Here is a 20,698-nt window from a genome sequence, read left to right as displayed (position 1 = left end):
TGAGTGATGGTGTCCTACTCGATGTTCGAGTCCGGACCATAAATAACAAGCTGAGACGCCGTCGGAAAAGGGGAATGTGACGCGGGCCACGGGAAAAACACCCCGAAGGTGAAGTGAAGCCGCATACCGGATGATCGCGGTGACATGATCGTTATCCGGATTTGAGCGTCCGCTGAGCGAATGCCGGACGTCACAGCGTCTCGATCAGCGTCTCCTGCAGACCGCCGAGCCACAGGTACGCCATCACCATCGGCTTGAGCGGATCGTCGTCCGGCAGCCGGTAGAGCTCGGTGTCCTCGTCGGTGACCTCCAGCCGGGTGCCGATGGTCAGCCGCAGGTCGTTGAGGGCGCCGAGCCAGCGGCGGGCGTCCTCGGGCGTGAGCAGCAGCTCAGGGGCGCCGGCGTCGAGCGCGCGGACCACGGCCAGCGCGTCCTCGCGCTTGCGGGTGCGCAGGTCGTTCTCGGTGAAGCGGCGGAACTCCGAGGACTGGGCGGTGTCCTCGTAGGCGTCGGGGAAGAGCCGGGCCAGCGCCGGGTCGGCCGGGGGCTTCGTCGGCCCGTCGGGCGGGAACAGCGCGGCCAGCGGGTCGTCGGAGACCGGCTCCTCCCCCGGGCCGATCATCTCCAGGAGCTGCACGGCGAGGCTGCGCAGGATGGAGATCTCGACGGTGTCGAGGGTGATGACGGCGCCGCCGCCCGGGGCGGGTTCGAAGTAGCCGGCCATCAGCGGTCCTGCTGCAGGGTCGCCCACAGGCCGTAGCCGTGCATCGCCTGCACGTCGCGCTCCATCTCTTCGCGGGTGCCGCTGGAGACGGCGGCGCGGCCCTTGTGGTGGACGTCCTTCATGAGTTTGACGGCCTTGTCCTTGGAGTACCCGAAGTAGGCCTGGAAGACGTACGTCACGTAGCTCATGAGATTGACGGGGTCGTTGTGCACCAGGGTCACCCAGGGGACGTCCGGGTCGGGTACTTCGAAGGTGGCCTCGGTCGACTCGGGCCGTGCGATCTCTGCGGGAGCGACAGAACAGCGCGCGGAGCGCGTCCTTGGAAGGGCGGGGGCGGGAGACGGGTGGGCACTCATCACTCCTCCAATGCTGCCGCTATGGCGGCGCTTCGCACAAATGGACGCGGAAGCGCAGAGAAATCGTCACTCTGACGAGTAGTCGGGGTACTATCCCGTTCCATGAGCGCTGCAGATCTGGGGCTGCCGGTGGCCGTACCGTCCACCGCGCTGTTCACCGACCGGTACGAGTTGACGATGTTGCAGGCCGCGCTGCGCAGCGGGGCGGCGCACCGGCACTCGGTGTTCGAGGTCTTCACCCGCCGGCTGCCGGAGGGCCGCCGGTACGGTGTCGTCTGCGGCACCGGCCGGGTGCTGGACGCGGTGGAGAACTTCCGCTTCGACGCCGATGTGCTGGACTTCCTCGCCCGCGAGAACGTGGTGGACGGGCCGACGTTGGAGTGGCTGGCCAAGTACCGCTTCACCGGCGACATCTGGGGTTACCCCGAGGGTGAGGTGTACTTCCCCGGCTCGCCGATCCTGCGGGTGGAGGGCAGTTTCGCCGAGGCGGTGATCCTGGAGACGGTGATCCTGTCGATCCTCAACCACGACTCCGCCATCGCGGCGGCCGCGTCCCGGATGGCGGTCGCGGCCGGCGGTCGTCCGCTGATGGAGATGGGCGCCCGGCGGGCGCACGAACTGGCGGCGGTCGCCGCCTCGCGGGCCGCGTACGTCGGCGGCTTCCTGTCCTCCTCGAACCTGGCGGCCGGCTTCCGCTACGGGCTGCCGACGATCGGCACGGCCGCGCACGCCTTCACGCTGCTGCACGACACCGAGCGGGACGCCTTCGTCGCCCAGGTCGAATCGCTCGGCCGGGGCACGACGCTGCTGGTGGACACCTACGACCTGATGTCGGCGGTCCGTACCGCCGTGGAGGTCGCCGGGCCCGAGCTGGGCGCCGTCCGCATCGACTCCGGCGACCTGCTGCTCCTCGCCCACCGGGTGCGGCAGCAGCTGGACGACCTCGGCGCCAAGAACACCCGGATCGTGGTGACCTCCGACCTCGACGAGTACGCCATCGCCTCGCTGGCGGCGGCGCCGGTGGACGCGTACGGGGTCGGCACCTCGCTGGTGACCGGCAGCGGCCACCCGACCTGCTCCATGGTCTACAAGCTGGTCTCCCGGGCCTCGTCGAACGAGCCGGACGCGCCGATGGTGGCCGTCGCCAAGAAGTCGATGGGCGCCAAGAGCAGCGTCGGCGGCCGTAAGTGGGCGGCCCGGCGGCTGGACGACGACGGGGTCGCGGAGGCGGAGGTGGTCGGCACCGGGCCCGTGCCGCCGGAGCTCGAGGACCGGCAGCTGCTGGTTCCGCTGGTCCGCGGCGGGGAGATCACCGGCCGTGAGCCGCTGGAGGCGGCCCGCACCCGGCACATCGAGGCGCGCGCGGGGCTGCCGCTGTCCGCTTCGCAGCTCTCCCGCGGCGAGCCGGTGCTCCCCACGGAGCAGGTGTGACGCGGCGGCCGCCGGGGTCGGCGGGGCCGGGACTGTCGCGGATCGCGGCGCGAGTCCCTACGCTCGACGCGTGCCGCCTGTCCCCGCACGGCGGTCAGCCGACCGAAGAGGACCGCGAATGCACCGCGCACTGATCGTCGTGGACGTCCAGAACGATTTCTGCGAGGGCGGCAGCCTCGCGGTCGCCGGCGGCTCGGACGTGGCCGCCGCGATCACCGATCTCGTCGGGCAGGCCACTGCCTGCTACCGCCATGTGGTGGCCACCCGTGACCACCACGTCGACCCGGGGGACCACTTCTCGGACCGGCCGGACTTCGTGACGTCCTGGCCCGTGCACTGTGTGGCGGGCACCGAGGGCGTCGGGTTCCATCCGAACTTCGCGCCGGCGGTCGCCTCCGGCGCCGTGGACGCGGTCTTCGACAAGGGCGCGTACTCGGCCGCCTACAGCGGCTTCGAGGGCCTGGACGAGAACGGCATGGGGCTCACCGAGTGGCTGCGGGAGCGGGCCGTCACCGAGGTGGACGTGGTCGGGATCGCCACCGACCACTGCGTGCGCGCCACGGCCCTGGACGCGGCCCGGGAGGGCTTCGTCACGCAGGTGCTGCTGGACCTGACGGCGGGTGTCGCCCCGGCGACCACGGAGAGCGCGCTGGCCGAGCTGCTGGCCGCGGGCGTCCTGCTGACGGGCAAGCCGGCGGTCGGGGCCTGAGGGCGGTGCAGAGGGGCCCGGACGGCTCTGAGCGGCCCTGAGCGGGTCGGGAGGCCGGAGAAGCCGGGACCGCCCGCCCGCTCAGCCCGCGCGGCGGTGGGTGGCCCGGAAGGGCTGCCAGAGCTCTTCCGAGCCGGACGCGGAGTGCCGCCAGACGAGGCCGTCCGGGTGGTGCAGGACGGCGGTGACCTCGTCGGGCGTCGGCGGTTCGGTGTTGCCGCTGAGCCGGGCCGCCCGGAAGCCGAGATTCCGGAGCCGGGTGAGCGCCCGCTGGCGGTTCTGGGCGTGCACGATGACGCGGACGCTGTCCTCCGCGCCGCCCGGGTGGGGCAGCTTGAGAGCGACGACGACGTTGCCGTTGGGAAGCTTGGTGAATCCACCGACTGCCATGCCCACATAATCCGGTGATCGGCCCCCGCCCACCAGAGGGCGTGGGCCGAACACTGGATCAACGCAGGTCAGCGACCCGCAGGGCTGACCGCGACGATCGTGTTCTGTCCGTTCGGGGAGTCGAACAGGATCGAAATGCGGGTATTCGTGTTCGGCACCTGGACACTCGCGTACGGGTTGGTGTCGTACCAGTACGTGCCGTGACGGTCGTCGAAGACCGGGACGCCCGGCTTGGACTTGATCGTCGTGGCGACACCGTTCTTGTGCGCGGTGAGGGCGTCGGTCGGGTACCAGCCGAAGGTGGAGTCCGCGGACTGGATCTTGTTGCGGAACAGCGCGCCGTCGGACCAGGCGTCGGGCTTGGCGTGGGCGTCGATCGGCAGGATCTGGCCGTGGCCGGGGTGCTCGCCGACGTTGTTGTCCAGCTGCGAGGTGTCCCAGAGCCAGATCAGCAGGCCGTTCTGGTACGCGTAGTGCTCGACCTTCTTCGGGGCGGCGGCGCCGAACCCGAAGTTGTAAGGACCGGTCTTCAGGACCTTGTCGTAGCTGACGTACTCGCGGTTCTCCGCGATGTAGTACTGCGGGTACGACTTGGTGAAGGACGCCTCGGAGCGGCTGAAGCCGTTCGCGGTCCAGCCGTTGTCGTCACCCTCGGCACCGTCGGTGAAGACGGCGGCGCCGTCGGCGGTGATCGTCAGGTTGTCGGCCGCGAAGCCCTTCTGCGCGACGCCACCGTCGGTGCGGTAGCGGAAGCGCAGCTCGATCTGCTGGCCGGCGAAGGCGTCGAGCGGGTAGTTCATGTCCTTGTAGCCACCCGTGGTGCCGGTCATGGCCGGACGGCCGCTGCCGTTGCGGGTGATGGGCTGGCCGTCGATGGTGCCGTCGATCGGGGCCCAGTTGACGCCGCCGTTGGTGGACACCTCGGTGTAGAGGTAGTCGTAGCCGTCCTCGGCGTCGTACCAGCCCTTGAAGGACAGGGCCGCGGACGTCTTGCCGGTGAGGTCGACGTGGCGGGTCAGGGTGTTGCGCAGGTCGTTGCCGGCGCCGCTCCACCACTGCTTGGTGCCCGCGAAGGGCGTGGTGATCGCCGTGGTGACGCTCTTCGACGGCAGCGTCACGACCAGACCCTGCGGGTCCTTCGTGTTGTACTCGGCGACGCCGAGCTTGTGCGTCGAGAGCTTGGCGGCCTTGGCGGTGTCGTACTTCAGCCAGCCGAGCTGCATCTTGTCCCAGGCGTCCATGTCACCGGGCAGCGAGCCGATGTCGGTGGTGCCGTTGGAGAGCCAGGAGCCGGACGACATCAGCGACCAGAAGGCGGTGCCGTTCTCGCCGATGTACGTGGTGTCGTACAGGTCGGGCAGGCCGAGGTCGTGGCCGTACTCGTGGGCGTAGACGCCCAGGCCGCCGTTCTCCGGCTGCATCGTGTAGTCGCCGACCCAGATGCCGGTGTCGCCGATCGGGGTGCCGCCGAGCTGGTTGCCGGCCGGGCCGGTGAAGCCCTCGTCACCCTGGTAGGCGTAACCGCGGTGGGCCCACAGCGCGTCGGTGCCCTGGACGCCGCCGCCCGCGGACTCGTCCTCGCCCGCGTGCACGATCTGGAAGTGGTCGATGTAACCGTCGGGCTCGTTGAAGTTGCCGTCGTGGTCGAAGTCGTAACGGTCCCACTGGTCGTACTGGGCGAGGTCCGTCTTGATCTGCGCGGCGGTGCGGCCCTTGGCCTTCTGGTCCGCGGCCCACTGCGCGGTGCCGTCGCGGACCAGGTCCTCGACGGTGGCGCAGTTGGTGGCGCCGCACTTGTTGTTGCCGTAACGGGCCTCGTTGTAGTCGACCTTGACCCAGTCGGAGACCTCGCCGTTGACCGAGTAGCGGCCGGAGGACTGCTTCTCGTAGTACTTCGCCACCGACTCCTTCTTGGGGTCGTGGGAGAAGTAGAGGTCCTGGAAGGACTGCGCGTTGTAGTCCTTCCGCCAGGCGGTGCTGTTGTCCGTGGAACGGTCGGGTTCCGCTATCTGGTTGTGCAGCGGTCCGACGGTGCCGCCGTACTGCGGGTCGACCTTGTCGCCGAACTCGGCGAGGATCACGAAGATCTTGTCGGTCTTCTCGCGGCTCAGCTCGACGTACTTGCCCGCGCTGAGTTTGGCGACCTTGGAGCGGCCACTGTCCTGGACCGTGAGGTCCCCCGCGATCACCTTCTGCAGGGCGTCCTGCCGGCGTACCGCCTGCTCGCGCCCGAGCGGGCCGAGACGGTCGTCGTCGACCTTGGCCTTGGTGCCGGCCGGCGCCTTGCCGGTCGGCGCCTGCATCGGATCGTGGCTCGCCTGCGCCTCGTTGCCCGCCGCGGGAGCGGCTGCGGCCAAGGTCGCGGGCATCGCCATCGCACCGAGTGCGATGAGCGCCACCGCGAGGGTGGCGGGTCTGATGTTGCTGCGAAGATTCTTCAAGATGTCTTGACCTCCCCTTGGGAGATGCCATTGCATCCAAGTGCCGGAAGAAAAGACAGGTCTTGACTTGCTCATGGCAGACCAGTACGTTGACCGGCTTTTTAGGTCCGGATAACGGACATCAACCCAGGTGGACCGTCTGCCAGTTGAGACGGGTGGACCGGGTCGAGATTCCGTGCGCCCCCCTGTGCTCCCCCACCGTGGGTTAGGTCACGCTTACCAACCGTTCCCATGGGGCATGCCGATCCGTAGAGTCAGTTGCCGGCGCCCACGCATGAAGATGTCCACCGCCCCTTCCGACACTGCGACTTAACCGACGTATTCGAGGACGGATCCCGCCATGCCGCGTCCTACCCCCGCGCAACTCGCATACGGTTCCGCGACCGTTGTCCTGTCCACTCTTGCGATGCTGCTGCTGTCCGAGGCTCATTCCGGACCCAGCGTCGTCATCATCGCGGCGGCCGGGCTGCTGCTCGGCGTGCTGGTCGCGGTGACGACCACGATCCCGCTGACCGCCCGCGCCAAGGCCCGCGGCCGTACGACCTTCCGTACCGCGCCCGCGACGGTCCCCCGCCCACGGGTGCACAGTTCCGGCCAGTCCCGCGTCAGCGAGCACTCGCTGCGGCGTTGAGCGGCGGGCGGCGGCCCCGGAGCGGTTGCTCCGGGGCCGCCGTCGTGTGCTGACGGCGGGACCGGTACGACGACGGGGCCGGCCGGGTCCGCCGGGGCGGACCGTCACGCGGTGACGACGACGGTTTTCGCCGCCTTGTCGTGCAGACCCTGGCGGTACGGCTTGTCGAGCAGCAGCAGGATCCCGATGAGCACGATCCACAGGCACGGGCAGCAGAACAGTGTCGGCAGCCAGAACACACAGGCGCGGATCAGCGCGGCCGACGACGTGGGGACGGTGCCGTTGTCCAGCATGGCGATGCGCACGCCCAGCCACTTCTTGCCCAGGGTCTGGCCGGTCGCCCTGGTCATCCACCACTCGTAGCCGATGTAGAGGACCGCGGCCACACAGGACCCCAGCAGCGACCGGCCGTAGTTGATGTCGTCCGTGTCGGTCTGGAAGGTGCCGAAGGCCCAGTCGAGCAGGCCGACCGGGATGGAGATGAGGATGAAGTCGATGATCCTCGCGAGCAGCCGCTTGCCGACGTCGCCGAGCGGCGGCATGCCGGCCAGTGGGTCGGGCGTGCCACCGCCGTAGGGGTCGCCGCCGTAGGGGTCGCCGCCGTAGGGGTCGCCGCCGTAGGGCGGCGGTGCGCCGCCGCCGGGCGGGGGACCACCGGGCGGCGGATTGCCGTACGGGTTGCCGCTGTACGGGTCGTTGCCGCCCCCGTCCTGCGGCGGCGGGTAGGAAGGCGGCTGCTGACCGTAGGGCGAGCCGCCGGGCGTACCGGGGCCACTGTCCTGGGGGGGCTTGGCGAAAGGATCGTCAGGAGATCCGGGCGACGGCTGGTCGGTACTCATGAACCGAGTGAAACCCGTAGGAAGCGGACGCGCCTTCCGGCAAGATCCGTTCGGGGTACCCCGAACGGACCGTCAGCGCCGCCCGCTACTGCCGGGCGACGAACGTACGGGCCGCCTTGTCGTGCCAGCACTGCCGCCAGGGGCGGTCGACCATGCACCACACCAGGCCGACGACGCCGACGACGAGCGCGTCGAGGACGGTGTGCGTCAGCCAGCGGCGCAGCGAGGGTCCGAAGCCGGGGGCGAGCTGCGACTCGATGTCGACCACCCGCAGCCCGAACAGCTTCTTGCCCAGCGTCCGGCCCCACTTGGCGGTGGGCAGCACCTCGTACAGCAGCCCGGCGACGAGGGCGACGCCGAGCACGATGGCCAGCTGGACGCCGGTGGTGCCGTCGATCAGCCAGACCGTGACGGTCTCACCGGTCTGCCGCGCCTCGTCCACCTTGTCCTTGAGGTGGCGGTAGGCGGCCGTGCCGAGCGGTACCGCCGCCACACCGGTGACCGCGAGGACGACGATCGTGTCGAGCAGCCGGGCGGCGAGGCGCCGGCCGAGCCCGGCCGGGCGGCCCTGCTCCTGCACCATCGACGCGAACGGGTCGTTCACCGGCGGCCGCCACGGCACCACACCCGCCGGCTCACCCTGCTGGCCCGGCACGGCGACGACGCCGCCGGCCGTGCCACCGCCCGTCCCGGCACCGGGACCCGCGCCGGGACCCGCCCCGCCGGGGCCCTGCCGGGCGAGTTCGTGCACCTGCTGCGCCCAGGGCGCGGGCGCGGCCTGGGCGAGGGGCGCGGAACCGGCGCGCCGCCCGTCCGTGCCCTCGCCCGCGGCGGGCTGCGACTGCTGCGGGGTCTGCGGCTGTTGCGACTGTCGCGGCATGTGCGGCTGCGGCTGCGGCTGCGGATGCGGATGCGGATGTTCCGGTGTCTGCGGCTGCGGCTGCGGCTGCCGCGGCGGGGTGCCCCACGGGGTCCCGGCGGCGGGGGTACCGGTGGCCGGAGTGCCGGTCGCAGGAGTGCCGACCGACGCGCCGCGCGTGGCGGGCAGGTTGGCGTCCGGGGCAGCCCGCTCGGGACGCGGTTGCGGCTCCGCGGCGCCCCAGGTGGTGCGGGGCGGCTCGACGGCCGGCGTCGCCGACCAGACGGGGGCGGCGGCCGCGCCACGCCCGTCGGACGCCGCCGGTTCCGCGGTCCGCACCGGGTCCTCGTCGAAGAACATGACGCCCGACTCCTCGACGGCGGGCATGCCCGTACCGCCGCCGGAGGCCGGCGCGGGGGCCGGCGGGCCGGGCGTTCCCCGGCCGCCGGCGTCCTGCCCCGGCGGCGGGGCGAGCTCCTCGCCGGGCCGCGGTGCGGGACGGCTGGTGCCCGGCACCCAGGCGGCTCCGTTCCAGTACCGGATGTAGCCCGGGATCGACGGATCCGGGTAGTACCCCGGAACGGGGGAACCGGAGGAACCGGAGGAGCCAGTGGAGGGTGAGCTCATGGTTCGTGAGGTCCGTATCTATTCGGCCAGGGGAGTGCAATGACCACATCTACCAGACAGGCGGACCCGCCGGGTCCGCGGTACCGCACACCACACACCCTTACCGGGTGGGAGGGACCCGCGCGGGGCCTTCCGTAATTTTCACCGCGATTCGGAGAAGTCGCGTAATGGTTGGGGTTGTATGCGCTCTCTCCTGGTGCGGGCCCCGCGCAGCACCCGCTGCGCAACACCGCAAGGGGCCGCCCGCCAAGGAAAGGACGACGACCTGATGCAGACCGTGGTGGAACGCGAACTGGAACTGAACCTGGTGCTGTCGCCGGAGCGCAGCATTCCGGTACCGGCCCGGCTGGCCTATCGCACAGATGATCCCTTTGCTGTGCACATCACCTTCCATGTGGGCTCGGACGCCCCGGTGAACTGGACGTTCGCCCGCGAACTGCTGGTGGAAGGGGTGTTCCGGCCGTGCGGGCACGGGGACGTGCGCATCTGGCCGACGAAGGTCAACGGGCGCAGCGTGATCTGTATGGCGCTGAGCTCCCCGGACGGCAACGCGCTGCTGGAGGCGCCGTCCTCGCCGGTGGCGTCCTGGCTGGAGCGCACCCTGCGCGCCGTGCCGCCGGGGACCGAGCACGAGCAGCTCGGCATGGACGACGGGCTGAACGAGCTGCTGGCCCCGACGACCCGGGACGAGTTGTGGCTGCGCGATCCATGGACGGTGACGGACGAGTCGCCCGAGGGGTGAGGGCGCGGGGGAACGCGGGGGTTCAGAAGAGCTTGCCCGGGTTGAGCAGGCCGAGCGGGTCGAAGACCTGTCGTACGCCGCGCTGCAACTCCACGCCCACCGGGCCGAGTTCCCGGGCCAGCCAGTCCTTCTTCAGCAGGCCGACACCGTGCTCGCCGGTGATCGTCCCGCCGAGGGCCAGGCCCAGCGCCATGATCTCGTCGAAGGACTCACGGGCGCGCGCCGATTCGTCCTCGTCCGCTCCGTCGAAGCAGACGATGGGGTGGGTGTTGCCGTCGCCCGCGTGCGCGCACAGGCCGATGGTCAGCTCGTACTTCTGTGCGATGGCGGCGACGCCCTCGATCATCGGTGCGAGCTTGGTGCGCGGCACGCACACGTCGTCGATCATCGTCGCCGTGCCGACCCGTTCCAGGGCGACGAGGGCCATCCGGCGGGCCTGCAGCAGCAGCTCGGACTCGGCGGCGTCCTCCGCCGGGACGACCTGCGTGGCGCCGGCGGCCGTGCAGAGCTCACCGACCGCCGCGAGGTCCGCGGCGGGATCGGGAGTGTCGAACGCGGCCAGCAGCAGCGCTTCGGTGGTCTCCGGCAGCCCCATGTGGGCCAGGTCGTTGACCGCCCGGATGGTGGTGGTGTCCATCAGTTCCAGCAGCGAGGGGGCGTGGCCGCGGGCCATGATCTCGCAGACCGCGGCGCACGCTGCCGCCGCGGACGGGAATTCCGCCGCGAGGACGAGCTGCCGCGGCGGGGCGGGCCGCAGCGCGAGCACCGCCCGCACGACGATGCCCAGCGTGCCCTCGGCGCCGACGAAGAGCCGGGTCAGGTCGTAGCCCGCGACGCCCTTGGCGGTGCGGCGGCCGGTGTTCAGCAGACGGCCGTCGGCGAGCACGACCTCCAGTCCCAGCACGTACTCGGCGGTGACGCCGTACTTCACACAGCACAGCCCGCCGGCTCCGGTGCCGATGTTGCCGCCGATGGTGCACTGCTCCCAGCTCGACGGATCGGGCGGGTAGTACAGGCCCTGCTCGGCGACCGCGCGCGACAGCACGGCGTTGACGACACCGGGTTCCACGACGGCGACCCGGTCGACCGGGTCGATCTCCAGGATCCGGTCCATCTTGACCAGCGACAGCACGATGCAGCCGTCCGACGCGTTCGCCGCACCCGACAGACCGGTGCGCGCGCCCTGCGGGACCACAGGCACCCGCAGCGCGGTCGCGGTGCGCATCACGTGCTGCACCTGCTCGACGGTGCGGGGCAGCACCACCACCGCCGGAGTGCCCGCCTCGGAGAAGCTCGCCATGTCATGGGCGTACGAGGCGGTGACGTCCCGGTCCGTGAGGACCGCCTCCGCCGGCAGTCCCTCGTGCAGTCGTTCGATCAGTTCGCGCATGGTTCCAGACTGGCACCCGGGCCGTGGCCGGGGAAGCTCTGCCGCCCCGGCACGGCCCGTCGGCGTACCCGTATCGCTCAGAGGTTGCCGCGCAGCTCCTGCTCGCGCTCGATCGCCTCGAAGAGGGCCTTGAAGTTGCCCTTGCCGAAGCCCATGGAGCCGTGCCGCTCGATCATCTCGAAGAAGACGGTCGGCCGGTCCTGGACCGGCTTGGTGAAGATCTGCAGCAGGTAGCCGTCCTCGTCGCGGTCGACCAGGATCTTCAGCTCGCGGAGGGTCTCGACGGGGACGCGGGTCTCGCCGGCCCACTCGCCGAGGGTGTCGTAGTACGAGTCCGGGGTGTTGAGGAACTCGACACCGGCGGCGCGCATGGCCCGCACGGTCGCGACGATGTCGTTGGTGGCGAGGGCGATGTGCTGGACGCCGGGGCCGCCGTAGAACTCCAGGTACTCGTCGATCTGGGACTTCTTCTTGGCGATGGCCGGCTCGTTGAGCGGGAACTTCACCTTGCGGGTGCCGTCGGCGACGACCTTGGACATGAGCGCGGAGTACTCGGTGGCGATGTCGTCGCCCACGAACTCCTTCATGTTGGTGAAGCCCATGACGCGGTTGTAGAACGCCACCCACTCGTTCATCTTGCCGAGCTCGACGTTGCCGACGCAGTGGTCGATCGCCTGGAAGCGGCGGGTACCCGGTTCGACGATCGGGTCGGCGGCTGCGTAGCCCGGCAGGTACGGGCCGGTGTAGCCGGAACGGTCGACGAGGGTGTGGCGGGTCTGGCCGTACGTGGCGATCGCGGCGAGGACGACGGTGCCGTGCTCGTCCGTCAGCTCGTGCGGCTCCTCCAGCCCTGTGGCGCCATGCTCGACGGCGTAGGCGTAGGCGGCGCGGGCGTCCGGTACCTCGATGGCGAGGTCGATGACACCGTCGCCGTGCTCGGCGACATGCGCCTCGAGGAACTTGCCGCGCTCGCTGGCGGTCCTGACGACCGAGGTGAAGACGAAGCGGGCGCCGCCGGACTCCAGCACGTACGACGCGGTCTCGCGGCTGCCGTTCTCCGGGCCGGAGTAGGCGACGCGCTTCATCCCGAAGGCGGTCGAGTAGTAGTGCGCGGCCTGCTTGGCGTTGCCCACGGCGAAGACGACGGCGTCCATGCCCTTCACCGGGAACAGGTCCTTCTGCTGGGCTTCGGCGGTCTGCTGCGTCTCAGTCGTCTCAGTCATGTCAAAAGCGTCGCCCTGCGGACCAGAGTGCGCAATAGTTGCCGATTTCACTGGACAATGAGCACAGTGAAGCGCCGGAATCACGGGTCAATCTGTGCAGTCTGACCATCGGAGGCGGTAGTCATGGGGATCGATGTGCTGGACGGGCAGCTGATCAAGCTGCTCGCCGATGAGCCGAGAATCGGGATGCTGGAGGCGTCCAGGCGGCTGGGTGTGGCCCGCGGGACGGCGCAGGCCCGGCTGGACCGGCTGCGGGCCAATGGGGTGATCCGGGGGTTCGGGCCGCAGGTGGATCCGGCCGCGCTCGGCTATCCGGTGACGGCTTTCGCGACGCTGGAGATCAAGCAGGGCCAAGGCGTGGACGTCCGCGCCCACTTGGCGGGCGTGCCCGAGGTGCTGGAGCTGCACACCACGACCGGCCAGGGCGACATGCTCTGCCGGCTGGTGGCCCGTTCGAACGCGGATCTTCAACGGGTGATCGACCGGGTTGTGGGCTTTGATGGCATCATGCGGGCCTCCACGGCGATCGTCATGGAAAATCCGGTGCCACTCCGGATCATCCCGCTGATCGAACAGGCAGCGGAGGACCGCCCGTGACGTGACCGCCCGTGAGGTGACGGGACGGGCGGAACCCCGCGGTACGAGCAGGAGGGAGCCGGACGGTGAGTTTCTGGAGCTACCTCGGCAACCGGCACCAGCAGTTGCTGACCGACGCGTTCCAGCACGCCAGCGCCGTCTTCCAGTGCATGGTGCTGGCCACCGTCATCGGCGTCGTGCTCGGCGTCCTGACGTACCGCAGCGAGTGGGCGGGCAATCTGGCCGTCACCGCGACCTCGACCATCCTCACCATCCCGTCGCTGGCATTGATCGGTCTGCTGATCCCGGTGCTGGGCCTCGGCGTCCCGCCGACCGTCACCGCGCTGACGCTGTACGGGCTGCTGCCGATCGTGCGCAACGCCATCGTCGGGCTGCGCGGCGTCGACCCCACACTGGTGGACGCGGCCAAGGGCATCGGGATGTCGCGCTTCGCCCGGCTGGCCAAGGTGGAACTGCCGCTGGCCTGGCCGCCGATCCTGACCGGCATCCGCGTCTCCACGCAGATGCTGATGGGCATCGCGGCGATCGCCGCGTACGCGTCCGGCCCCGGGCTCGGCAACGAGATCTTCCGCGGTATCGCGTCACTGGGCAGTGCCAACGCCCTCAACCAGGTGCTCGCCGGCACGCTCGGCATCGTCGTCCTGGCGCTGCTCTTCGACGCCGCGTACATCGTCGTGGGCCGTATGACCATCCCGAGGGGGATCCGTGTCTGAACCGTCCGATCGGTCACCGGCGTCCGGCGCCTCGGTGGCTGGTGCCACCATCCAGCTGGAGAACCTGACCAAGCGCTATCCCGGCAGCGCCGAACCGGCGGTGGACAGCGTCAGCATGGAGATCAAGGCGGGCGAGACCGTCGTGTTCGTCGGCCCGTCCGGCTGCGGCAAGTCGACCACCCTGAAGATGATCAACCGGCTGATCGAGCCGACCTCGGGGCGGATCCGGATCGGCGACGAGGACGTCACCGACATGGACCCGGTCAAACTGCGCCGCAAGATCGGCTACGCGATCCAGTCCTCCGGGCTCTTCCCGCACATGACGGTCGCCGAGAACGTGGCGCTGGTCCCCAAGATGGTGGGCTGGTCGAAGTCCCGGGTGAAGGACCGCGTCGAGGAGATGCTCGACCTGGTGGGGCTGGACCCGCGCGAGTTCCACGGCCGCTACCCGCGCCAGCTGTCCGGCGGGCAGCAGCAGCGGGTCGGGGTCGCGCGCGCCCTGGCGGCCGATCCGCCGGTGCTGCTGATGGACGAGCCGTTCGGCGCCGTCGACCCGATCACCCGCGACCATCTGCAGGACGAACTGATCCGGCTGCAGCACGAACTGCACAAGACGATCGTCTTCGTCACCCATGACTTCGACGAGGCCATCAAGCTCGGCGACCGCATCGCGGTGCTGCGCGAGCACTCGCACATCGCCCAGTTCGACACCCCCGAGGCGATCCTCACCAACCCGACGGACGACTTCGTCTCCGGCTTCGTCGGCGCGGGCGCGGCCCTCAAGCGGCTGAACCTCACCCGGGTGCGGGACGTGGGAATCGCGGAGTTCCCCACCGTGACGGTCGACGACCCGCTGCAGGCCATCTTCGACCGGCTGCGTGACGCCACCACCAACGAACTGCTGCTGCTGGACAAGCGCGGCCGCCCGTACAAGTGGCTGCGGCGCGGCGACCTGATGCGCGCCAAGGGGTCCCTGGCGCGGGCCGGCACCCTCGTGCACGACACGGTGACGCGGGACGCGACGCTGCGCGACGCGCTGGAGGCGGTGCTCACCGACAGCGGCGGCCGGGTCGCGGTGACCGGCCGGCGCGGCGAGTTCATCGGCGTCGTGGACATGGAGACGCTGATGAACTCCGTCCACGAGATGCTGGAGGCCGACCGGCTCACCGCCATCGAGCACCGGCACGAGCTGGAGGAGCTGCGCAGGCAGCAGACGCGGCTGGAGCAGGAGGGTGCGGAGGCCGCTCCCCCGGAGGGACCGAAGAGGGCGGACGCATGAGCGCGCGCCGCCCCGAACGCCCGCCGGGCGAGCACGAGGTGCGCGGGCGGGCCTTCCGTGACGACCCGGAGGCGGCCGAGGACGACGGGGTGGCCGGGGCCGTCGGGACGGGCACCGGTCCGCTGCCGCACGAGGCGCCCGAGCGCCGGCTGCGCTGGCCCAAGCTGGTGATCACCCCGCTGGTGCTGGGCGCCGCGCTGGGCGCCACCTATCTGTGGATCAGCAACGCCGACCTCGACTCGATCGCGCACAACGCGCTGGCCGGCGACACCGTCCAGCTGCGGTTCTGGCAGAGCGTCAAGCTCACCGCGTACTCCACGTTCTGGGTGCTGATCATCGCCATCCCGGTCGGCATCGCGCTGACCCGGCGGCAGTTGCGCAAGGCCACCCCGTTCGTCACCGCGCTGGCCAACATCGGCCAGGCGACCCCGGCGATCGGTCTGCTGGCGCTGCTCGTCATCTGGCTGGGCATCGGTCCGCGCACCGCGATCATCGGCATGGTGGCCTACGCCGTGCTGCCGGTGCTGTCCAACACCATGGCCGGTCTGCGGAGCATCGACCCGACGCTCGTCGAGTCGGCGCGCGGCATCGGGATGTCGGCGGTCGGCGTCCTGTCCAAGGTGGAACTGCCGCTCGCCGTACCGCTGATCCTGGCCGGAGTGCGCACCGCGCTGGTCCTCAACGTCGGCACGTCCACGCTGGCCACCTTCGGCGGTGGTGGCGGCCTCGGCGACCTGATCACCACCGGCATCCAGACCCAGCGGATGCCGGTGCTGGTGCTCGGCTCCATCCTGACGGTGCTGCTGGCGCTGGCCGTGGACTGGATCGCCTCGGTCGCCGAACAGCTGATGCGGCCGCGCGGCCTGGAGGTGGGGTCATGAGGTACGGACGCACCCTGGCGACGGCGGGCTGCGGGCTGCTCGTCGCGACGGCCGCGCTCAGCGGTTGCGGCCTCAAGAGCGGCAGCCCCCTGGTGGACGACGTGGTCCCGGGTTCCATCGGCCAGGGACTGCCCCTCAAGGGCGCCTCGCTCATCGTCACCTCGAAGAACTTCAGCGAGCAGATCATCCTCGGCTCGATGATCGGCCTGGCCTTCAAGGCTGCGGGCGCCGAGGTGCTGGACCGCACCAACATCCAGGGGTCGATCGGTGCCCGCGAGGCCATCAAGTCCGGTGAGGCGGACGCGATGTACGAGTACACCGGCACCGCCTGGATCACCTATCTCGGCCACGACAAGCCGATCACCGACCCGCTGGCGCAGTGGCGGGCGGTGCGCGACGAGGACGTCAGGAACGGCGTCACCTGGCTGCCGCCGTCCTCCCTCGACAACACGTACACGCTCGCCATCAACCAGGCGAACAACGCCAAGTACCACCTCAAGACGCTCTCCGACGTTGCCGCCCTCTCGAACTCCGACCCCTCGGCGGTGACCGTGTGCGTGGAGAACGAGTTCGCCTCGCGGGACGACGGGCTGCTCGGCATGGAGAAGGCGTACGGGATGCACATCCCGGCCTCCAACATCCAGAAGATGGACGCCGGCATCGTCTACACCCAGGTGGCCAAGGGCACCTGCCTGCTCGGTGAGGCCTTCACCACCGACGGGCGGATCAAGGCCATGGACCTGGACACGATGGCGGACAACAAGCACTTCTTCCCGAACTACAACGCGGCGCCCGAGCTCAACAGCAAGACCTTCCACAAGTACCCGGCCATCGCCGGACTGCTGGACCCCATCAGCAAGCGGCTGACGACACAGATCGCCCAGCAGCTGAACGCGCTGGTGGACGTGGACGGCCAGGACCCGCACGACGTCGCCAAGGACTGGATGATCCAGGAGGGCTTCATCAAGAAGGGCTGAGCGGCCCGACCCACGGATCCGTGGGTCAGCAGGAGGTCAGCAGCTGGGGACCCTGCCGCCGGTGTTGATCGCGGCCAGGGCCGCCAGGGCGCCCTCCAGGTCGGTGACCGGCACCAGCCGGAGCCCGGCGGGCAGCTCGGCGGCGGCGTCGGAGCACTCGCCCTTGGGGACCAGGAAGACGGTGGCGCCGTCGCGCTTGGCGGCCCGCTCCTTCAGCGGTACGCCGCCGACCGCGCCGACCTTGCCGTCGGCGGTGATGGTGCCGGTACCGGCGACGGTGCGGCCACCGGTCAGGTCACCACCGCGGCCGTTCCCGTCGATCTTGTCGATGATGCCGAGGCTGAACATCAGCCCGGCGCTCGGTCCGCCGACGTCCGCGAGGTGCAGCTCGACCTTGACCTTCGCGGGGGACAGCCCGAGGTGCCTGAGCGCCGCCCCGGTCGCCGCGTCCTGCGAGTCGGTCATCTCCTGTGCGTTGTGCTGCTCGATCTCCTGGACCGAGCCGCCGCCGGGATAGACCGCGCCGCGCGGCATCGCCGCCTGGTCGGTCGCGAACCAGGCCCTGAGCACATCGGGGAGGTGGACCGACGCGTCCGGCTGGGTCGCGGCGATCGTGGTCATCCGCAGCTGCCCGCTGGTGGTCCGGGTCGGAGTGCCGGTGACGGTGATCACCTGACGGCCCTTGTCCGCGCCGAGCACGTCCGCCGTCATCCCGGGCACCACGATCGACACCGGGAGCGGGGCGAGCGCCGCGACGGCCAGCAGCGCTGCCACCAGCATCGCGCAAAGGGCAAGGACTCGGGCACGGCGGGAGACTGCGGGCATGCAGAGAATGTAGTCCACCGCCGTGACGGGCGGGGCACCCCGGCCGGGTGCCCCGTCCGCCACGCGGCGGACCGTGGCCTAGCGCAGCGCGTCGGCGACCTCCGTGGCCGCCTCCACCACCCTGGGGCCGACCCGCTCGGGCACCGCCTCGGCGAGCATCACCACGCCCACGCTGCCCTCTATACCGGTCACCCCGATGAGCGGGGCGGCGGCGCCGCTGGCGCCGGCCTCCAGTTCGCCGTGGGTGAGGACGTAGCGGACCGGCTCGGTCCGCCCCTCCCCCGGCTCGGCGCCGTTCTGTTCCTGCCCGGGTGCGTGCGGCAGGACGCCGCGGCCGGCCAGGATGGCCCGGCCCGCCGCGCCCCGGTCCAGCGGATGCCGGAAACCGGTGCGGTAGGCGACGTGGTAGTCGGTCCAGGTCGGTTCGACCACCGCCACGGCCAGCGCCTCGCTGCCGTCGACGAGGGTCAGGTGCGCGGTGGCACCGATGTCCTCGGCGAGTGACCTCAGGGCCGGCAGTGCCGCCTCCCGCAGCAGCGGATGCACCTGGTGGGCGAGCCCCAGCACGCCGAGCCCGACGCGGGCCCGCCCGCCGAGGTCACGCCGTACCAGTGCGTGCTGCTCCAGGGTGGCCAGCAGGCGGTAGACGACGGTGCGGTTGACCCCCAGCTTGGTGGCGAGCTCGGTAACGGTGAGCCCGTGGTCGGTGTCGGCCAATAGCTTGAGGACCCGCAGTCCTCTGTCGAGCGTCTGAGATGTCTCCGCGGTCACGACGCCCCCTCCTCATATGAGTGGCGGCTCATCTCACGGCGGGACGCACTGCCGGTCCCGCGGCAGCGCGCGGAGAGGCCGCCGGTCGCGGTGGTACCGGCTGCGCTCCGCGGCTGCTCTGCCACGGCGCGTGCGTGACGGGCACGGTAGCGACCGAGTACCGCTGAGCGGAAGGGGTCGTCCACAATGCGGTCACACCGAGGAAAACTCCTGACCCGCTCTTTAAGCTCACGGGCCTATGACGAAGGCGGCGCGGTCCCGGTTCCGGGGCCGCGCCGCCTGCGGTTCTTCCGTTCCTCCGCACCCCTCCCGTCAGGTCACGGTGAAGGTGCGCTGCACGGTTCTGCCGTCGACGAGCACCTCACAGGCCTTGAGGGCGACGGTCGTCGGGTCGTGCACCGTGAAGTTGAGCGCGTAGCTGCCGTCCAGGCCGATGACGCGGAGGACGGAACCGTCGGACGTCTGCGAGCCGTCCGCCCGGCGTCCGGTCACCGCCACCGTGGCGACCGGCGCGAAGCCCTGGCCTGTGACCTGGACCACAGTGCCGAGCGGGCCGGAGTCCGGGGAGAGCGCGAAGCCGGCGGAGGGCGGCGGGATGCTGTCGTCGACGGTGAAGACGGCCATCGCGATCCGCGGATTGACCAGCACCTCCTTGACCTGGAGGGCGACCGTGGCGGCGTCCTTGACCGTGAAGGTCTGGGAGAACGCGCCGTCGAGGCCGACGACCTTGGTCCTGGGGATGTCGGAGGTCTGCGACCCGTTCGCCTTCAGCCCGGAGATCACCACCGTGCAGACCGGGGCGAAGCCCTGGCCGACGACGGTCACCTGGGTGCCCTTGGGGCCGCTGGAGGGGCTGAGGACGATGAAGTACTTCGCCACCGTCAGGGCCCCGGTCTGCGAGACCCCGCCCGCCTCGACCCTGAGCAGATAGGCGGCCGGGGCGACCGAGGACGCGACGGTGACCGTCCCGTGCAGGGTCCCGTCGGCGGCGATCGTCAGGGACTTCGCGGCGATGCGGCTCGCGGCGCAGCCGGTGCCGTCGGCGTTGCACAGCGAGGCGGTCGCGGCGGTGCCGGCCGGCCAGCCGGTTCCGGAGACGGTGACGGTCCCGCCGGGCTTGACCTTGCCGGTGCCCGTGCCGAGCGTGGCGGCGGCCGCCACGACGGTGAACGACCGGGTGAGCGTGGTGGCGGGGTCGCCGGCCTCGTCGGTCCGTACGGCGGCCAGCGCCGGGTCACTGACGGTGAAGTCCACCGAGAAGGTGCCGTCGGCGGTGGTCTGCACGTACACCGCGGTGTCGTCCAGGGTCTGCCCGTCGGCGTCGAGGCCGACGGTGTTGATCCACTGGTCCTGCCGGTAGTTGGTGCCGGAGACGGTGATGACGCTGCCGACCGGGCCCTGGCTCCGCGAGAGCGTGAACGCCCGTGGGCCGGTGGGCACGAAGGCCTTGACCGTCAGCGGCGCGGTGGCCTCCTTGGTCCCGTCGTTGACCTTGACGAGGTAATTGCCGTCCGGCACCGAGTTGGCGTCGGAGAGCGTCGCGGAGCCCGTCAGCTGCTTGTTGGCGCCGATCGCCAGGGTGCTGGAGGCGAACTTCGCCGGGTCGCAGCCGCCGCCCGCGGTGTCGCACAGCGACGCGACGGGGGTGCCGCCGGGCGTCCACAGGTCACCGGTGAGCGCCACCGGGGTGCTGGGGCGGACGGGCGTGGCGGGCGCGTGGAGGGTGGCCGGGACGCCGGCGGTGCCCTGGGCGGTCACCGTGCCGACGCTGCCGCCGTTCGCGGTGACGTCGCAGGGGGTCTGGTAGGTACCGCCGAGCACCTTGGTCTGGGTCAGGGTGCGGACCACGCTGAACGTGATCGGTCCGGCGGCGTTGACCGGGATGAGGAAGTCGCCCTCGTAGGGCGGGATCAGAATCGGCGTGTTGGCGGGGATGTCCATGGTGATCTCGGGGCCGCGGACGGTGACGGTGCCCGTGGCACCGCCGGACATGGCGAGGTCGATGCTGGGGGTGGTCGGCACATTGCTCAACGCGATACCGCTGGTCGCCGGGCTCCCGCCGAGGGTGACCTTGGCGTGCACGCTGCCGCCGGGGTCGACGACGGAGGGGGTGAGGTCGACGGTCATGGTCTGCGGGCCGGTCGCCTCACCCTGGCCGGCCGGCAGCGAACAGTGCACCGTGGGAGTGATCGTCCCGGCGTGGGCGGCCGGTGCGAGAGCCAGTCCGGCTCCGGTCAGAGCGAGGGCGAGTGCCGCAGATCCTGACATCAATCGATGTGCCAATGGTCCTGGT

Annotated in this window: 20 protein-coding genes; 9 read left to right on the top strand and 11 right to left on the bottom strand. The window is 70.7% G+C overall.

Going from position 1 to position 20,698, the window contains the following annotated elements:
* Window positions 1-190: 190 nt before the first annotated feature.
* Both C6N31_RS29715 and clpS read right to left on the bottom strand, forming a co-directional pair.
* Window positions 191-724 carry a DUF2017 domain-containing protein gene (locus C6N31_RS29715; protein WP_198358589.1) on the bottom strand — a complete coding sequence of 178 codons (534 nt, stop codon included), beginning with the start codon at window positions 722-724 and terminating at the stop codon, window positions 191-193.
* The gene (gene clpS, locus C6N31_RS29710; protein WP_138356595.1) at window positions 724-1,080 is read right to left on the bottom strand and encodes an ATP-dependent Clp protease adapter ClpS; all 357 of its coding nucleotides are present in this window, start codon (window positions 1,078-1,080) and stop codon (window positions 724-726) included. Before clpS ends, C6N31_RS29715 begins: the two co-directional genes overlap by 1 nt.
* A 102-nt stretch (window positions 1,081-1,182) precedes the next feature.
* Here clpS and C6N31_RS29705 point away from each other — a divergent pair, with 102 nt between their 5' ends.
* On the top strand, window positions 1,183-2,511 hold the full coding sequence (locus C6N31_RS29705) for a nicotinate phosphoribosyltransferase (protein ID WP_198358588.1): 1,329 nt from the start codon (window positions 1,183-1,185) through the stop codon (window positions 2,509-2,511).
* A 118-nt stretch (window positions 2,512-2,629) separates the two neighbouring features.
* Window positions 2,630-3,220 (top strand): isochorismatase family protein, encoded by a 591-nt coding sequence (locus C6N31_RS29700; RefSeq protein WP_198358587.1) that lies wholly within the window; start codon window positions 2,630-2,632, stop codon window positions 3,218-3,220.
* Window positions 3,221-3,301: 81 nt separating this feature from the next.
* Here C6N31_RS29700 and C6N31_RS29695 read toward each other — a convergent pair whose 3' ends face one another.
* Both C6N31_RS29695 and C6N31_RS29690 read right to left on the bottom strand, forming a co-directional pair.
* Window positions 3,302-3,610: a hypothetical protein gene (locus tag C6N31_RS29695; RefSeq protein ID WP_138356592.1), complete on the bottom strand. Its 309-nt coding sequence runs from the start codon at window positions 3,608-3,610 to the stop codon at window positions 3,302-3,304.
* 68 nt (window positions 3,611-3,678) lie between these two features.
* Window positions 3,679-6,051, bottom strand: a complete 2,373-nt coding sequence (locus tag C6N31_RS29690; protein WP_381585167.1) for an immune inhibitor A domain-containing protein — start codon at window positions 6,049-6,051, stop codon at window positions 3,679-3,681.
* Window positions 6,052-6,391: 340 nt separating this feature from the next.
* Here C6N31_RS29690 and C6N31_RS29685 point away from each other — a divergent pair, with 340 nt between their 5' ends.
* Window positions 6,392-6,682, top strand: a complete 291-nt coding sequence (locus C6N31_RS29685; protein WP_138356591.1) for a hypothetical protein — start codon at window positions 6,392-6,394, stop codon at window positions 6,680-6,682.
* 104 nt (window positions 6,683-6,786) lie between these two features.
* On the opposite strand, the gene C6N31_RS29680 is transcribed toward C6N31_RS29685, so the two are convergent.
* Both C6N31_RS29680 and C6N31_RS29675 read right to left on the bottom strand, forming a co-directional pair.
* A complete protein-coding gene (locus tag C6N31_RS29680; protein ID WP_198358586.1) occupies window positions 6,787-7,521 on the bottom strand; it encodes an RDD family protein in 735 nt (244 codons plus the stop codon).
* 85 nt (window positions 7,522-7,606) lie between these two features.
* Entirely contained in the window at window positions 7,607-9,007 is a 1,401-nt protein-coding gene (locus tag C6N31_RS29675; protein WP_198358585.1) for an RDD family protein, read from the bottom strand.
* Between the two features lie 268 nt (window positions 9,008-9,275).
* On the opposite strand from C6N31_RS29675, the gene C6N31_RS29670 reads away from it, so the two are divergent.
* Window positions 9,276-9,749, top strand: coding sequence for an SsgA family sporulation/cell division regulator (locus C6N31_RS29670; RefSeq protein ID WP_187145292.1), 474 nt, complete (start codon window positions 9,276-9,278; stop codon window positions 9,747-9,749).
* Window positions 9,750-9,771: 22 nt separating this feature from the next.
* Here the strand turns inward: C6N31_RS29670 and C6N31_RS29665 are convergent, their stop codons facing one another.
* A complete protein-coding gene (locus C6N31_RS29665) occupies window positions 9,772-11,139 on the bottom strand; it encodes an FAD-binding oxidoreductase (RefSeq protein WP_138356588.1) in 1,368 nt (455 codons plus the stop codon).
* 77 nt (window positions 11,140-11,216) lie between these two features.
* Window positions 11,217-12,362, bottom strand: a complete 1,146-nt coding sequence (hppD, locus tag C6N31_RS29660; RefSeq protein ID WP_138356587.1) for a 4-hydroxyphenylpyruvate dioxygenase — start codon at window positions 12,360-12,362, stop codon at window positions 11,217-11,219.
* 123 nt (window positions 12,363-12,485) lie between these two features.
* Between hppD and C6N31_RS29655 the strand changes: the two genes are divergently transcribed.
* The 5 genes from C6N31_RS29655 to C6N31_RS29635 all read left to right on the top strand — a co-directional run bounded on the left by C6N31_RS29655 (window position 12,486) and on the right by C6N31_RS29635 (window position 16,809).
* Entirely contained in the window at window positions 12,486-12,959 is a 474-nt protein-coding gene (locus C6N31_RS29655; protein ID WP_198358584.1) for an Lrp/AsnC family transcriptional regulator, read from the top strand.
* 65 nt (window positions 12,960-13,024) lie between these two features.
* Window positions 13,025-13,672 carry an ABC transporter permease gene (locus C6N31_RS29650; RefSeq protein ID WP_138356585.1) on the top strand — a complete coding sequence of 216 codons (648 nt, stop codon included), beginning with the start codon at window positions 13,025-13,027 and terminating at the stop codon, window positions 13,670-13,672.
* Entirely contained in the window at window positions 13,665-14,951 is a 1,287-nt protein-coding gene (locus C6N31_RS29645) for a betaine/proline/choline family ABC transporter ATP-binding protein (protein ID WP_164299252.1), read from the top strand. The genes C6N31_RS29650 and C6N31_RS29645 overlap by 8 nt, the downstream gene beginning before the upstream one ends.
* Window positions 14,948-15,832, top strand: a complete 885-nt coding sequence (locus tag C6N31_RS29640; protein WP_138356583.1) for an ABC transporter permease — start codon at window positions 14,948-14,950, stop codon at window positions 15,830-15,832. The genes C6N31_RS29645 and C6N31_RS29640 overlap by 4 nt, the downstream gene beginning before the upstream one ends.
* Entirely contained in the window at window positions 15,829-16,809 is a 981-nt protein-coding gene (locus C6N31_RS29635) for a glycine betaine ABC transporter substrate-binding protein (protein WP_138356582.1), read from the top strand. The genes C6N31_RS29640 and C6N31_RS29635 overlap by 4 nt, the downstream gene beginning before the upstream one ends.
* Before the next feature lie 36 nt (window positions 16,810-16,845).
* Here C6N31_RS29635 and C6N31_RS29630 read toward each other — a convergent pair whose 3' ends face one another.
* The 3 genes from C6N31_RS29630 to C6N31_RS29620 all read right to left on the bottom strand — a co-directional run bounded on the left by C6N31_RS29630 (window position 16,846) and on the right by C6N31_RS29620 (window position 20,673).
* Window positions 16,846-17,634: a S16 family serine protease gene (locus C6N31_RS29630; protein ID WP_138356581.1), complete on the bottom strand. Its 789-nt coding sequence runs from the start codon at window positions 17,632-17,634 to the stop codon at window positions 16,846-16,848.
* A 78-nt stretch (window positions 17,635-17,712) separates the two neighbouring features.
* Window positions 17,713-18,405 (bottom strand): IclR family transcriptional regulator, encoded by a 693-nt coding sequence (locus tag C6N31_RS29625; protein WP_138356580.1) that lies wholly within the window; start codon window positions 18,403-18,405, stop codon window positions 17,713-17,715.
* A 312-nt stretch (window positions 18,406-18,717) separates the two neighbouring features.
* The gene (locus tag C6N31_RS29620) at window positions 18,718-20,673 is read right to left on the bottom strand and encodes a hypothetical protein (RefSeq protein WP_198358583.1); all 1,956 of its coding nucleotides are present in this window, start codon (window positions 20,671-20,673) and stop codon (window positions 18,718-18,720) included.
* Window positions 20,674-20,698 lie beyond the last annotated feature (25 nt).

The sequence above is a fragment of the Streptomyces fildesensis genome (assembly GCF_016107395.1).
GTDB lineage: Bacteria > Actinomycetota > Actinomycetes > Streptomycetales > Streptomycetaceae > Actinacidiphila > Actinacidiphila fildesensis.
The sequence above is the reverse complement of the archived record's forward strand: the minus strand, read 5'-3'. Positions and strand labels throughout refer to the sequence as shown.

Excerpts from the sequence above, each read along its gene's own strand:
- C6N31_RS29685 (WP_138356591.1), top strand. The coding sequence starts at position 6,392 with ATGCCGCGTCCTACCCCCGCGCAACTCGCATACGGTTCCGCGACCGTT.
- C6N31_RS29670 (WP_187145292.1), top strand. The coding sequence starts at position 9,276 with ATGCAGACCGTGGTGGAACGCGAACTGGAACTGAACCTGGTGCTGTCG.
- C6N31_RS29655 (WP_198358584.1), top strand. The coding sequence starts at position 12,486 with ATGGGGATCGATGTGCTGGACGGGCAGCTGATCAAGCTGCTCGCCGAT.
- C6N31_RS29705 (WP_198358588.1), top strand. The coding sequence starts at position 1,183 with ATGAGCGCTGCAGATCTGGGGCTGCCGGTGGCCGTACCGTCCACCGCG.
- C6N31_RS29640 (WP_138356583.1), top strand. The coding sequence starts at position 14,948 with ATGAGCGCGCGCCGCCCCGAACGCCCGCCGGGCGAGCACGAGGTGCGC.
- C6N31_RS29665 (WP_138356588.1), bottom strand. The coding sequence starts at position 11,139 with ATGCGCGAACTGATCGAACGACTGCACGAGGGACTGCCGGCGGAGGCG.
- hppD (WP_138356587.1), bottom strand. The coding sequence starts at position 12,362 with ATGACTGAGACGACTGAGACGCAGCAGACCGCCGAAGCCCAGCAGAAG.
- C6N31_RS29630 (WP_138356581.1), bottom strand. The coding sequence starts at position 17,634 with ATGCCCGCAGTCTCCCGCCGTGCCCGAGTCCTTGCCCTTTGCGCGATG.
- clpS (WP_138356595.1), bottom strand. The coding sequence starts at position 1,080 with ATGAGTGCCCACCCGTCTCCCGCCCCCGCCCTTCCAAGGACGCGCTCC.
- C6N31_RS29695 (WP_138356592.1), bottom strand. The coding sequence starts at position 3,610 with ATGGCAGTCGGTGGATTCACCAAGCTTCCCAACGGCAACGTCGTCGTC.
- C6N31_RS29675 (WP_198358585.1), bottom strand. The coding sequence starts at position 9,007 with ATGAGCTCACCCTCCACTGGCTCCTCCGGTTCCTCCGGTTCCCCCGTT.
- C6N31_RS29680 (WP_198358586.1), bottom strand. The coding sequence starts at position 7,521 with ATGAGTACCGACCAGCCGTCGCCCGGATCTCCTGACGATCCTTTCGCC.
- C6N31_RS29620 (WP_198358583.1), bottom strand. The coding sequence starts at position 20,673 with ATGTCAGGATCTGCGGCACTCGCCCTCGCTCTGACCGGAGCCGGACTG.
- C6N31_RS29635 (WP_138356582.1), top strand. The coding sequence starts at position 15,829 with ATGAGGTACGGACGCACCCTGGCGACGGCGGGCTGCGGGCTGCTCGTC.
- C6N31_RS29715 (WP_198358589.1), bottom strand. The coding sequence starts at position 724 with ATGGCCGGCTACTTCGAACCCGCCCCGGGCGGCGGCGCCGTCATCACC.
- C6N31_RS29700 (WP_198358587.1), top strand. The coding sequence starts at position 2,630 with ATGCACCGCGCACTGATCGTCGTGGACGTCCAGAACGATTTCTGCGAG.